The organism is Amycolatopsis sp. NPDC006131 (assembly GCF_040614175.1).
Taxonomy (GTDB): Bacteria; Actinomycetota; Actinomycetes; order Mycobacteriales; family Pseudonocardiaceae; genus Amycolatopsis_E; species Amycolatopsis_E tucumanensis.
In genome coordinates, this window is the sequence record NZ_JBEXTX010000017.1 from 77498 (window position 1) to 89178 (window position 11681).

The 11681-nt window shown below is 72.3% G+C and carries 14 protein-coding genes; 9 read left to right on the top strand and 5 right to left on the bottom strand.

Annotated features, from left to right (window positions below; genetic code table 11):
- The first annotated feature begins 4 nt into the window (after positions 1–4).
- Positions 5–991, top strand: a complete 987-nt coding sequence (locus tag ABZ215_RS12305; RefSeq protein WP_354949522.1) for an NAD-dependent epimerase/dehydratase family protein — start codon at positions 5–7, stop codon at positions 989–991.
- Here the strand turns inward: ABZ215_RS12305 and ABZ215_RS12310 are convergent.
- Genes ABZ215_RS12310 through ABZ215_RS12320 form a run of 3 tightly spaced genes read right to left on the bottom strand, consistent with a single transcriptional unit; the run spans position 977 to position 3659 of the window.
- Positions 977–2149 (bottom strand): serine hydrolase domain-containing protein, encoded by a 1173-nt coding sequence (locus ABZ215_RS12310; RefSeq protein WP_354949523.1) that lies wholly within the window; start codon positions 2147–2149, stop codon positions 977–979. The genes ABZ215_RS12305 and ABZ215_RS12310 overlap by 15 nt on opposite strands.
- 8 nt (positions 2150–2157) lie before the next feature.
- Positions 2158–3141, bottom strand: a complete 984-nt coding sequence (locus ABZ215_RS12315; RefSeq protein WP_354949524.1) for an LLM class flavin-dependent oxidoreductase — start codon at positions 3139–3141, stop codon at positions 2158–2160.
- Entirely contained in the window at positions 3138–3659 is a 522-nt protein-coding gene (locus ABZ215_RS12320) for an AhpC/TSA family protein (protein ID WP_020423043.1), read from the bottom strand. Before ABZ215_RS12320 ends, ABZ215_RS12315 begins: the two co-directional genes overlap by 4 nt.
- 72 nt (positions 3660–3731) lie before the next feature.
- Here ABZ215_RS12320 and ABZ215_RS12325 point away from each other — a divergent pair, with 72 nt between their 5' ends.
- The gene (locus ABZ215_RS12325) at positions 3732–4340 is read left to right on the top strand and encodes a TetR/AcrR family transcriptional regulator C-terminal domain-containing protein (RefSeq protein ID WP_354711358.1); all 609 of its coding nucleotides are present in this window, start codon (positions 3732–3734) and stop codon (positions 4338–4340) included.
- Here the strand turns inward: ABZ215_RS12325 and ABZ215_RS12330 are convergent.
- Complete coding sequence (locus tag ABZ215_RS12330; protein WP_020423045.1) at positions 4337–4777, bottom strand: PPOX class F420-dependent oxidoreductase; 441 nt, start codon at positions 4775–4777, stop codon at positions 4337–4339. The genes ABZ215_RS12325 and ABZ215_RS12330 overlap by 4 nt on opposite strands.
- 110 nt (positions 4778–4887) lie before the next feature.
- Here ABZ215_RS12330 and ABZ215_RS12335 point away from each other — a divergent pair, with 110 nt between their 5' ends.
- The 6 genes from ABZ215_RS12335 to ABZ215_RS12360 are packed head-to-tail and all read left to right on the top strand — an operon-like array spanning position 4888 to position 9385.
- On the top strand, positions 4888–5202 hold the full coding sequence (locus ABZ215_RS12335; RefSeq protein WP_020423046.1) for a metalloregulator ArsR/SmtB family transcription factor: 315 nt from the start codon (positions 4888–4890) through the stop codon (positions 5200–5202).
- Positions 5199–6140 (top strand): SRPBCC family protein, encoded by a 942-nt coding sequence (locus ABZ215_RS12340; RefSeq protein ID WP_354949525.1) that lies wholly within the window; start codon positions 5199–5201, stop codon positions 6138–6140. The genes ABZ215_RS12335 and ABZ215_RS12340 overlap by 4 nt, the downstream gene beginning before the upstream one ends.
- Positions 6137–6400 carry a hypothetical protein gene (locus tag ABZ215_RS12345; RefSeq protein ID WP_354949526.1) on the top strand — a complete coding sequence of 88 codons (264 nt, stop codon included), beginning with the start codon at positions 6137–6139 and terminating at the stop codon, positions 6398–6400. The genes ABZ215_RS12340 and ABZ215_RS12345 overlap by 4 nt, the downstream gene beginning before the upstream one ends.
- 55 nt (positions 6401–6455) lie before the next feature.
- Positions 6456–7448 (top strand): hypothetical protein, encoded by a 993-nt coding sequence (locus ABZ215_RS12350; protein ID WP_354949527.1) that lies wholly within the window; start codon positions 6456–6458, stop codon positions 7446–7448.
- A 47-nt stretch (positions 7449–7495) separates the two neighbouring features.
- Complete coding sequence (locus ABZ215_RS12355; RefSeq protein WP_017986835.1) at positions 7496–9136, top strand: acyl-CoA carboxylase subunit beta; 1641 nt, start codon at positions 7496–7498, stop codon at positions 9134–9136.
- A 9-nt stretch (positions 9137–9145) separates the two neighbouring features.
- A complete protein-coding gene (locus tag ABZ215_RS12360; RefSeq protein ID WP_020423049.1) occupies positions 9146–9385 on the top strand; it encodes an acyl-CoA carboxylase epsilon subunit in 240 nt (79 codons plus the stop codon).
- Positions 9386–9434: 49 nt separating this feature from the next.
- Here the strand turns inward: ABZ215_RS12360 and ABZ215_RS12365 are convergent, their stop codons facing one another.
- Complete coding sequence (locus ABZ215_RS12365) at positions 9435–10679, bottom strand: MFS transporter (RefSeq protein ID WP_235716316.1); 1245 nt, start codon at positions 10677–10679, stop codon at positions 9435–9437.
- Positions 10680–10738: 59 nt separating this feature from the next.
- Here ABZ215_RS12365 and ABZ215_RS12370 point away from each other — a divergent pair, with 59 nt between their 5' ends.
- Positions 10739–11386, top strand: a complete 648-nt coding sequence (locus tag ABZ215_RS12370; protein WP_237338756.1) for a GntR family transcriptional regulator — start codon at positions 10739–10741, stop codon at positions 11384–11386.
- Positions 11387–11681: the final 295 nt, after the last annotated feature.

An 11681-nucleotide genomic window follows, 5' to 3' on the forward strand; every position in this document is an offset into this window, starting at 1 on the left:
TCACATGCGGTTGCTGGTGCTGGGTGGGACGTCGTTCCTCTCGAAAACCGTTGCGGCGGAAGCGGTCCGGCGCGGCCACGACGTCGTGTGCGCGGCGCGTGGCGTGTCGGGGAGCGTGCCGGACGGCGCGCGGCACGTGCGTGTCGACCGGGACGAGCCGGGCTCGATCGACGTACTGGCGGGTGAGCGGTTCGACGCGGTGGTCGACATCGCGTACACCGGGCTGCGCTGGGTCCGCGACGCGTTGCGGGCCATCACCACCCGGCACTGGACGTACGTCTCCACGATCAACACTTACGCGGACACCGCGACGCTCGGCCAGACCGCGGAGTCGCCGCAGCACGCACCGATCGAACACGACCGGATCGACCTGGCCGAGATGACGCCGGAGGTCTACGGCGGCGTGCAGGTCGCCTGCGAGCACGCGGCCCGCGACGCCCTCGGCGACCGGCTGTTCATCGTGCGGCCGGGGCAGATCACCGGCCCGGGTGACTACATGGACCGCTTCGGCTACTGGCCGGCTCGCTTCAGCCGCGGCGGCCGCGCGGTGGTGCCGGACACCCCGAAGCAGCCGTTCCAGCACGTCGACGTCCGCGACCTCGCGGCGTGGATCGTGACGGCAGGCGAGCAGCGCCTCACCGGCGCCTTCGACGCGGTCAGCCCGGTCGCTCCGCTGGGCCCGGTGCTGGAGGAGATCGCCGACCTCGTCGCCCCGCCCGGCACCGAACTGGTCCCGGTCGCCGAGGAAACCCTGACCGCGGCGGGCGTCCAGCCGTGGTTCGGCCCGAAGTCGCTGCCGCTGTGGCTGCCGGAGAGCCACCACGGCCTCGCCGCGCACGACGCGTCGGCGGCGCACGCGGCCGGACTGGAGATCCGCCCGCTCGCCGGCACCGTGCACGCGGCCCTCGACGAGGAGCGCGCCCGTGGCCTGGACCGCCCGCGCAAGGCCGGGCTCACCCCGGAAGAGGAGGCCGCGCTAATCGGCGATTGACTGGTACACCGAGGTCCAGAAGTCCAGGTACAGGTTGTTGTACTGCGGGAACCCGGCCTTCTGCGTGAGCAGGATCCCAACCAGGTCCTCCTTCGGGTCGGAGAACCACGACGTGCCGAGCCCGCCGTCCCAGCCGAACCGGCCGGGCACTGACGCGATGTCGTCGCGCGCGGTGGTCATCGACAGGCCGAAGCCCCAGCCACGCGTGTCGAAGTAGCCGGGGTAGAAGCCGGACACCGCCTTCTCCCCCGGCGTCAGCTGGTCGGTCACCATGGCCTCCACCGTGGGCCGCGCCAGCACCCGCCCGCTGCCCGACCGTCCGAAGTGGAGCATCATCCGGCCGAAGCGCAGCAGGTCGTCCACTGTGGACACCAGGCCGCCGGCGGCGGACGGGAACCGGGGCGGGCGGGACCACTCGCCGTCCGGCGGGTCGTAGACCGTCAGGTCACCCCCGTACGCGGTGACCAGCCGGTCCGCGCCCGCGGTGAACCGTGTGTCGTCCATCCCCAGCGGGTCCAGCACGGTCTCGCGCAGCACCTCCTCCAGCGAACCGCCCACCCGCGCCAGCAGCACCCCCAGCACGTCCGAACCCGTGTTGTAGAGCCAGCGGCCGCCGGGCGGGCACATCAGCGGCAGCGAGCCGAGGCGCCGCATCCACTCGTCCGGCTCCGGCATCTCCGACGGCCTCGGCGGGCCCATTTCGATGCCGGCTTCGTGCGCCGCCCGCACGATGGGCGGCTCCTCCGGCAGGTACAGCTGGCCGAACCCCATCCGGAACGTCAGCAGGTCCCGCAGCGTGATGGCCCGCTCGGCGGGAACCGTCTCGTCGAGCGGCCCGTCGATCCGGGCGAGCACCCGCCTGTCCGCCAGCTCCGGCAGCAGCTCGTCCAGCGGCTCGCCGAGCCGGAGCCGGCACTGCTCGACGAGCGCCATCGCGGCCGCCGCGGCGATGGGTTTGGTCATCGAGCTGATGCGGAACAGGCTGTCCCGGCTCAACGCGGGCCCGCCGAACGCGACCGAGCCGAGCACGTCCACGTGCACTTCCCCGTGGCGCTCGACGAGCGTGATCACCCCGGGGACCTCGCCGCGTTCGACGTAACCGGCCATCACGTCGTGGAGCCGCCCCAGCCGGGCTTTCGACAAGCCGCCTGTGCTCATCGTCCGATTCAAGCCGAGCAGTGAGCCGCTGTGAAGACTTCGGCGCCTGCCCGCCGCACCGTGCGCAGCACGGCGCCGGCCGAGCCCGCCCCCTCGGGCATCAGGATGATCCGGCCAGCGCCGAGCAGCTCCTCCCGCTCACGCAACTGCCGCGCGCACTCGTCCGGGTCACCGGCGATCACGTTGCGCACGAGCTGCCGGGCCATCGCATCAGCGCGGTCGGCCGTCATCTCCGGCTGCTCGACCAGCCACCGCGCGCCCGGCGCGCCGCGCAGCAGCATCGCCCGCAGCCCGTCGACCAGCGATTCCCGCGCCGCGTCGGTGGTGTCGGCGATCGCGAAGTAGCTCGAATCGACGTTGTCGGCGGGGTCGATCCGGTGCCCGTGCCCGGCCGCCGCCTCGATCTGCGCGTCGACCATCGCACGCTTGTCGGCGAGGCTCACGAACGGTCCGAGGATGATCGGCAACCCGAACCGCCCGGCCAGCCGCGCGGTCGGCACCGAGGCCGCGGACAACGCGAGCGGCGACCGCCCCGGCACGTCCGGCACGACCCGGAAGTCGTCGAACTCGCCGGTGCGCAACGCCTCCGACAACTGCGCGAGCCGGCCCGAGATGTCGCGGTACCCGGCGAGCCCGTCGCCGAAGACCTCCAGATCCGCGCGGGGCTGGCCGCGCCCGACGCCGAGCGTGAACCGCCCGTCGCCGACGTGGTGCAGCAGCGCGGCCTGCTCGGCCAGCGCGACCGGGTGGTGGTTGGGCAGCACCGCGACCGCGGTGCCGACGCCGAGGCCGGTGCGCCCGAGCAGGAACGCCGCCATCGCCACCGCCGACGGGGTGTGCACGGCGCTGGTGAAGTGGTGCTCGGTGGTCCAGATCTCGTCCCACCCGGCGAGCTCCGCTTCCGCCGCGTAGCTGAGCGCCCAGCCGAACACTTCCGTCGAGGAAGCGCCGCTGCCGAAGGAATCCGTGAACAGCATCAGCCCGTGCTTCACCGGACCACCGCCGTCCGCGCGTGGGCCAGCAGTTCGTCGACCGACCACTGGTCGTAGGCGTGCTCGCCGTACTTCCGCGCCACCACGCGGCCGCCCTGGTCGATGAGGAAGTCCGCGGGCAGCCCGAGCCGCCCGCCCTCCTGCCGGACCGCGGGCGGCCGGAATCTGCCGAGCAGCGTCAGGGCGGAGCCGCGCAGGATCGCGCCCCACGTCCGCGGGTGCAGCAGGGCGCGGCGGCCGGACTCGACGCCGAACTCGCGGTAGTACCGCTTGTCCGGGTCGGCGATGACGGCGAACGGGAGGTCGTAGTCGCGCAGTTCGTCGGCGGGCGAGTGGAAGAAGACCACCTCGCGGATGCCTGCGGCTTCGATCTCGTCGTGCCGCTGCACGACCGAGCGGAGGTGGAGGTTGCAGATCGGGCAGCCGGCGAAGCGCCGGAACTGCAGGTGGACCAGGCGTTCCGGGTCGGGAACGCGGACGCGCTCGCCGCCGACCGCGTCCAGTTCGAACTCGCGCATGGTGGATCCCTCCGTAGGCGTGTGGTGTACGCCTACGAACGTATGCGCGTATGCTGTACGCTGTCAAACGCCATGCCACGACCCCGCTCGCTGACCACCACGCAGATCGCCACCGCGGCACTGGCCGTCCTCGACCGCGACGGGCTCGACGCGTTGTCGATGCGCACGGTCGCCAAGGAACTCGGCATGGGCACGATGTCGCTCTACCGCTACGTGTCCGACCGCGACGAGCTCGAAGGCCTGGTGGTCGACCTGGTGTTGCAGGCGATCGACGTGACGGTGCCGCGCGGTTCGGCCGGCGAGCGGTTGAGCGTGCTGGCCGACCGGGTCCGGATCGCGGTTTCACGGCACCCGGCGGTGGTGCCGTTGCTGCTGATGCACCGTCACCGCGTGCCGAGTTCGATCCGCTGGGGCGAGACGATGCTGACCGTCCTGACCGACGCGGGCCTCACCGGCAAACGGCGGGCGATCGCGTTCCGGACGATCCTGGGTTACGTGTTCGGCGCGTTGCAGGTGGAACACTTCGGGGCGCTGTCGGGCGCGGGCACGGCCGCGCTGGCCGACCTGCCGCCGGAGGAGTTCCCGATCCTGTCCGAAACCGCCGCGCAGGCCCGCTCGATCCCGCCGGAGGAGGAGTTCCGCCAGGGGTTCGACATCCTGCTGCGCGGCCTCGGGCTCTAGTCCGGCACGGGAAGCGCGCCCGGCGGGAGACCGTACACACGGGACACCGGGAGACGGATCACCACACGCTGCTCGTCGACCATTCGCTGGTAGAAGCGGTCGAGGTCGGCGTACGGGTCCTCGAACCGCGAGGCGAGCTCGGCCATCTCGCGTCCGGTCGCGTCTCCCGGCTCGGTGCTGACCGGCGACACGTCGACGTCGCTCTCCACGACCGCGTACGCCATTCCGTCCGGCGCCGCGACGTGCAGCACCGCGCGCGGGTCCCGGAGCAGGTTCCGCACCTTCGCGCGGTCCGCGGTCGAGCTGATCCGGATGAGCTTCTCCTCCGGGTACCAGCCGTAGACCACTGTGGACAGTTGCGGCCTGCCGTCGCGGCGGATCGTGGCCAGGGTGCCGAACTGGCGGCCGGCGACGAGGTCGAGGAGTTCTTCGCTCATGAGCCGATCTTGTCCCGGCCGGCGCGGTCGCGGAAGAAGGCACTCCGAAGTGCCCGGGGAACACCGATGTGACAGCTTGACTTATATTCCTCAGCGGTTATATTCCTCGTATGGCATCAACGTTCGAGGTCCTCGCCGAGCCGCGGCGGCGCGAGATCCTCGACCTGCTCCGCACGTCGGAGCGCCCGGTCGGGGACCTCGTGGAGCGCCTGCGCCTCACCCAGCCCGCGGTGTCCAAGCACCTCAAGGTGCTGCGCGAGGCGGGGCTGGTCGAGGTCCGGCAGGACGCGCAACGCCGCTGGTACCGGCTGCGCCCGGAGCCGCTCGCCGAGATCGACGCCTGGCTGGCCCCCTACCGGCGCATGTGGGACGCCAGCCTGGACGCCCTCGAACGCCACCTGGACTCGATGGAGGACCCGAGGTGACCGAATTCCGCACCATCGCAGGGAAACCCGTGCTGCGCTTCGAACGTCGCCTGCGGCACCGGCCCGAGAAGGTCTGGCGAGCCGTCACCGACCCGGCCGAACTGGCGCACTGGTTCCCGGCGCGCGTCGAGACCGAGGCGCGGATCGGCGCGCCGATCCGGTTCGTCTTCCCCGACGAGGCGCCCGTCGACGACGGCGGCACCGGCGAGGTCCTCGAATTCGACCCGCCGAAGGTGTTCGCCTTCACCTGGAACCTCGACGTCCTGCGGTTCGAGCTGCTGCCGGACGGTGACGGCTGCCTGCTGGTCTTCACCCAGACGATCGGCGGCGGCGACATCGGGCGGCTGTCCGCCGGACGGAACGCGATCGGCTGGGACACCTGCCTCGGCGCACTGACCGCACGGCTGGACGGCGCCGACGCGCCCCCGCCGCCGGACTGGCTGACCGCGATGGAGCACTACATCGACCAGTTCGGCCTCGGCGAGGGCTCGGCGCACGAGACGGCCGCCGGGTACGAGCTGCGGTTCGCCCGCGACCTGGTCTGGAAACCGGCCGCGGAGATCTGGCGGCTGCTCACCGAGGACTCCCCGGTCGAACCCGGCGGCCCGCCGCCACTGCGCGCCACCAACGGCTACGTGCCCGCGGGGAAGGTCGTCACCGCGTCCGCGCCGCACGTCCTGGAGTACGAGTGGCTGCACGACGGCGCACCCGCGGGCCGCGTCCGGTTCGAAATCGTCGCCGACGCCGAACTCGGCACCCGGATCGAGCTCACGCAGACGGTCCCGTTCGCGCTGAAGCACCTGCGGGCCGAGCTGCTGGCCGCCTGGCACACCCACCTGGAGCTGTTCTTCGCCGCCACCTTCGGCGAGATCCGCTGCCCGTGGCCCGAGGAGCGCACGGCCCTGCTGACCAAGCGCTACGAGGAGAAGGTGCGGTGACCGACCTCGGCGAACTGCGCCGTCAGCCGGACGGCCGCGCCGCGCTCGTCTTCGAGCGCCACCTGAAGCACCCGCCGGAGAAGGTCTGGTGGGCGTTGTCCGAGCCCGGCGAGCTGGCCGCCTGGTTCCCGGTGCACGTGCTCGACTTCCCAGTGCACGTGCCCGGCTTCACGGCGGAGCGTGGCTGCGCCTCGTGTGCAAGGCCGCCTCGACCTCGGCGACGTCACGAAACTGACGTGTGGGAGCAGCTGATGCGCTGACACCGTTCGCTCGCCGTTCACCCGCAGGCCGTCCGCGCCGCCTAGCTTGTCGATCATGACGAAACCGGTGTCCCGGCGTGCGGTGCTCGGCGGTGCCGTCGCGCTCGCCGCCCTCGGTGGCGGGACCGCCAGCGCCTCCCGAGCCCCGCGCGTGCTGATCGCGACCAACGAACCCTGGGGCACCTACCACGTCAAACCCCTGCTGGCCGAGGCCGCGCGGCGCGGCTGGCGGCTGACCCAGCTGGTCCCGGACCTGACCGGCGTCACCCCCGGCGACCCGGTTCCGGTCGCGACCCCGGACACCGCGCCGCGCGCGGACCTGCTCGTCGTCACCGGCGCCGGGGACTGGCCCGCCGACTGCGCGGCCCGATTCCGGAAGCTGCCGCTCGTCGCCAGTTCGCTCGCCTACCAGCAGCCGGTCCGGGCCGCGCGCGCGAAGGAGCTGCACCCGCGGCTGATCACGTCGTCCTCCCCCGCCGAGGCCCGCGCGTTCGGCGCCTACCTCGGCACGCACCGCCGCATCGAGGTCGTCGGCTCACCGCAGACCGACGGCCTGCCCGAGCGCAAGCCGGAGCCGGGCCTCGTCCTCGTGCTCACCAGCGTCACCCACCCGGACGGCACCGGTTCCGCGGCGCCCGGCACCGAACTGCTGCTCGCGTCGGCGGAGAAACTCGCGGCGGCAGGCAAGCGGATCCTCGTCGGCCTGCACCCGCGCGAGAACCGCGCCTTGTGGGACCGCTACGAGATCAGCGACGTCCCGTCCGTGCAGGCCTCGGCACGCGCCGAAGCCGCCATCGGCATCCCGGGCACGGTGTTCCCGCTGGTCACCGCCGTCGGCACGCCCGTCGTCGGGGTGACCGACCCGGCCCTGACCGTGCCGGACTACCTGCTCTCGGTGTGCTCGTCGACCATTTCGGACGCCGCGCAGGCGGTGGCGGCGGTCGACTCGGCGCGGCTGCCGGACGCGAAGACCCTGGCCGACGCGGTCGGGCCGGTGGGCGGATCTGCCCGGCGGCTGCTCGACGCCTGGTCGCGGTTCGCCAGGTGAGGTTCACGCCACACACGCGCCCCTTGCGCAGTAGATAGGCTCCCGTCATGAGCAGCGCGACGGAGCCGATCGGGACGCCTCCGGCGGAGGAGCCGGACATCCACACCACGGCCGGGAAGCTGGCCGACCTGTACCGCCGGAACGACGAGGCGGTGCACGCCGGGTCCGCCCGTGCCGTGGAGCGTCAGCACGCGAAGGGCAAGAAGACCGCCCGCGAGCGGATCGACCTGCTGCTCGATCCCGGCTCGTTCGTCGAGCTCGACGAGCTGGCGCGGCACCGGTCGACCAACTTCGGGCAGGAGAAGAACCGCCCGTACGGCGACGGGGTGGTGACCGGGTACGGCACCATCGACGGCCGCCCGGTGTGCGTGTTCAGCCAGGACGTGACCGTGTTCGGCGGTTCGCTCGGCGAGGTCTACGGCGAGAAGATCGTCAAGGTGATGGACCTGGCCATCAAGACCGGCCGCCCGATCATCGGCATCAACGAGGGCGGCGGCGCGCGCATCCAGGAGGGCGTGGTCTCGCTCGGCCTGTACGGCGAGATCTTCACCCGCAACGTGAAGGCCTCCGGCGTCGTCCCGCAGATCTCGCTCATCATGGGCGCCAACGCGGGCGGGCACGTCTACTCCCCCGCGCTCACCGACTTCATCGTGATGGTCGACCAGACCTCGCACATGTTCATCACCGGTCCGGACGTCGTGAAGACCGTGACCGGCGAAGAGGTGACGTTCGAGGAGCTGGGCGGCGCCCGGACGCACAACACCAAGTCGGGCAACGCGCACTACCTCGGCACCGACGAGGAGGACGCGATCGCCTACGTCAAGGAGCTGCTGTCCTTCCTGCCGTCGAACAACCTGTCCGAGCCGCCGGTGTTCGACTCGCCGGAGCCGACCGACGGGTCCATCGCCGACGGCGTCACCGAGTCCGACCTCGAGCTGGACACCCTGATCCCGGACTCGCCGAACCAGCCCTACGACATGCACGAGGTCATCACCCGCGTGCTCGACGACGGCGAGTTCCTGGAGGTCCAGGAGCTGTTCGCGCCGAACGTGATCGTCGGGTTCGGCCGGGTCGACGGGCACGCGGTCGGCGTGGTCGCCAACCAGCCGACGCAGTTCGCCGGCTGCCTCGACATCGACGCCTCGGAGAAGGCGGCGCGGTTCGTGCGGACCTGCGACGCGTTCAACGTGCCGGTGCTGACCTTCGTCGACGTGCCAGGCTTCCTGCCGGGCACCGACCAGGAGTGGAACGGCATCATCCGCCGCGGCGCGAAGCTGATCTACGCCTACGCCGAGGCGACGGTCCCGCTGGTCACGGTCATCACGCGCAAGGCCTACGGCGGCGCCTACGACGTCATGGGCTCCAAGCACCTCGGCGCGGACATCAACCTGGCGTGGCCGACCGCGCAGGTCGCGGTGATGGGCGCCCAGGGCGCGGCCAACATCGTGCACCGCAAGACGCTCGCCAAGGCCGCCGAGGAGGGCAAGGACGTCGAGGCGCTGCGGGCCGAGCTGATCCAGGAGTACGAGGACACGCTGCTCAACCCGTACGAGGCGGCCGAGCGCGGTTACGTCGACTCGGTGATCGTGCCGTCGCACACGCGCGGGCACGTGGCGCGGGCGCTGTCCATGCTGCGTGACAAGCGCGAGACGCTGCCGCCCAAGAAGCACGGCAACATCCCGCTGTAAGGGGGAGCGATGAGCGAGTCCGAAGAGACCCCACCCGCCCGGCCGTTGCTGCGCATCGTGCGCGGCGACCCGAGCGAGGCCGAGCTGGCGGCGCTGACCGCCGTGGTGGCCGCGGCCGCTTCCGCACCCGGCGACGAGCCGGAGAAGCCGGAGCGGACCTCGTTCTGGGCCGACCGCGCCGCCCTGGTGCGGCAGCCGTTGCCGCAGCCGGGTTCGGGCGTCTGGCGGGCTTCGGCCTGGCCGCGTTGAGTTCTTAGTTCTGCGCCGGTGGGCCTGCCCACCGGCGCAGAGCGTCCGGCTAAGCAGCCAGTTCCAGCTCGCGGGGGCGCACTCCGGCGTGCTTGTGCAGCGTCAGCAACCGCACGGTGCCTGCCAGTCCCATCACGAGAGCCACCAGGAATGACAGCCGGTAGGCCAGCGGCCCGGGCACCCCGTGCCGCAGCAGTTCGTCCAGCAGCAGGCCGGCCCCCAGCTCGGCGACCACCGCGAAGGTGAACCCGCCCATGTTGGCCACGCCGCTCGCGACCCCGGCCTGGTGCCCGTGGTTGGCCGAGCGCGCCAGGTCGAAGGCCAGCATGCTCACCGCGCCCGCCGCGCCGATCAGGAACAGCACCGGCCCGAGCACGGCCACCGGCAGCGGTCCGGGCACCACGACCAGCACCGCCCAGCACACCAGGCTCACCACCGCGGCCGTCGCGACCATCGGCCCGCGCACGCCGGGCCGCCGGGAAGCCAGCTGACCGGCGAACGTCCCGGCCAGCACGAACCCGCCCACCACCACGGTCAGCAACGCGCTCGCCGCCGCCGGGGTCCGGCCCTGCGCGTGCACCAGGTACGGCTGGCCGAGCACCGCGGTGAACGTGACGAACGCGCCCATCAACGTGAAGTGCGTCCACATCGCGTGCCGCGTGCCGCGATTGCGCCACGCGTGCCTCAGGCTGACCCGCAACGGTTCCCGCGGCTCCTCGCGCACGGTCGCCGACGGGCCGTCCCGCAGCGCGACACCGACCGCGACCAGCAGCACCGCCGTGATCACGCCGGCCACCAGGAACGCGGGCGTCCACCCGAACCCGGTGAGCAGTGCGGCCAGCGGCGCGGTCGCGATCAGCTGGCCGAGCCCGCCGATCATCCCGGTGAGCGCCGCGACCAGCGCGTACCGGCGGCCGGGGAACCAGTTGTGCGCGAGCCGCAGCACGTTGACGAACAGGAACGCGTCACCGGCGCCGATCAGCGCCCGGCCCGCCATCGCCGCTGGGTAGGCCGTGGCCAGCGCGAACACGATCGACCCCGCCGCCATCAGCGCCATCCCGAGCGCCAGCAGGCGCCGCGGCCCGAAGCGGTCGGCGGCCGCCCCGACGGGCACCTGCAGCAACGCGTAGAGCACGAGCTGCACCACGGAGAACGCGGCCAGCCCGGTCGCGTCGATCGAGAACCGCTCCTGCGCGGTGAGCCCGGCGACCGACAGGCTCATCCGGTGGAACAACGCGGTCAGGTAGCACAGCGCCCCCAGCCCCCACATCAGCCAAGCCCTGCCCGCGGCCACCGGATCACCTCCTGTTGCATCTATCTTGTATCTATCAGCCTCCTGGCTACGATGCGCCCATGTCAACGAGGGACCGCTCACAGGCGGCCGGCGACCGGGCCTACCAGTGGACCAAGGACCGCATCCTGGACGGCCGTCTCGAAGGCGGGAGGCTGATCAGCGAGGGCGAGGTCGCCGAAGCGCTGGAGCTGTCCCGCACCCCGGTCCGCGAGGCGTTCCTGCGGCTGTCCGCCGAGGGCTTGCTGCGGCTGTACCCGAAGCGCGGCGCGCTGGTGGTCCCGGTGTCGCCGAACGAGGTGCACGACATCGCCGAGGCCAGGATCTTCCTGGAGCGTCACGCGGCCACGAAGATCATCGCCGCGGGGACGCACCGCGAGGTTGCCGCGAAGATGCGTGCCGTGCTTGACGAGCAGCGCGCCGTGTCGATGCCCGAGCACACCGCCCGCTTCACCCAGCTCGACCGGGAGTTCCACGCCACGCTTGTCGAGGCCGCGGGCAACGCCCTGTTCGCCGAGTTCTACTCCGGCCTGCGCGACCGCCAGCTGCGCATGGTCAACACCGCGCTGCGCGACAACACGGTGCGCCCGCCGATCATCCTCACCGAGCACGAGCGCATCTGCGACCTGCTCGCCGACGGTGACGCCGAGGGCCTGCAGACCCTGATCGGCAACCACATCGCCGCCGTCCGGGACGAAGCCGCGCACTGACGCCGCTGCGCCGGCCCGCCGATCGACCGCGCCGCACCACCCCGCCAGCCGACCGCGCCGCACCACCCCGCCAGCCGACCCGGCGCACCATCCCGCTAGCCGACCCGCCGCGCCATCCCGCCAAGCGACCCGCCGCACCACCCCGCCAGCCGACCCGCCGCACCAGGCGACCCGCCGCACCACCCCGCCAGGCGACCCGCCACACCACCCCACCAGCCGACCCGCCGCACGCGCCAGGCGACCCGCCACGCCACCCCGCCAGCCGACCCGCCGCACGCGCCAGGCGACCCGCCAC

Excerpts from the sequence above, each read along its gene's own strand:
- ABZ215_RS12305 (WP_354949522.1), top strand. The coding sequence starts at position 5 with ATGCGGTTGCTGGTGCTGGGTGGGACGTCGTTCCTCTCGAAAACCGTT.
- ABZ215_RS12310 (WP_354949523.1), bottom strand. The coding sequence starts at position 2,149 with ATGAGCACAGGCGGCTTGTCGAAAGCCCGGCTGGGGCGGCTCCACGAC.
- ABZ215_RS12320 (WP_020423043.1), bottom strand. The coding sequence starts at position 3,659 with ATGCGCGAGTTCGAACTGGACGCGGTCGGCGGCGAGCGCGTCCGCGTT.
- ABZ215_RS12325 (WP_354711358.1), top strand. The coding sequence starts at position 3,732 with ATGCCACGACCCCGCTCGCTGACCACCACGCAGATCGCCACCGCGGCA.
- ABZ215_RS12330 (WP_020423045.1), bottom strand. The coding sequence starts at position 4,777 with ATGAGCGAAGAACTCCTCGACCTCGTCGCCGGCCGCCAGTTCGGCACC.
- ABZ215_RS12335 (WP_020423046.1), top strand. The coding sequence starts at position 4,888 with ATGGCATCAACGTTCGAGGTCCTCGCCGAGCCGCGGCGGCGCGAGATC.
- ABZ215_RS12350 (WP_354949527.1), top strand. The coding sequence starts at position 6,456 with ATGACGAAACCGGTGTCCCGGCGTGCGGTGCTCGGCGGTGCCGTCGCG.
- ABZ215_RS12355 (WP_017986835.1), top strand. The coding sequence starts at position 7,496 with ATGAGCAGCGCGACGGAGCCGATCGGGACGCCTCCGGCGGAGGAGCCG.
- ABZ215_RS12360 (WP_020423049.1), top strand. The coding sequence starts at position 9,146 with ATGAGCGAGTCCGAAGAGACCCCACCCGCCCGGCCGTTGCTGCGCATC.
- ABZ215_RS12370 (WP_237338756.1), top strand. The coding sequence starts at position 10,739 with ATGTCAACGAGGGACCGCTCACAGGCGGCCGGCGACCGGGCCTACCAG.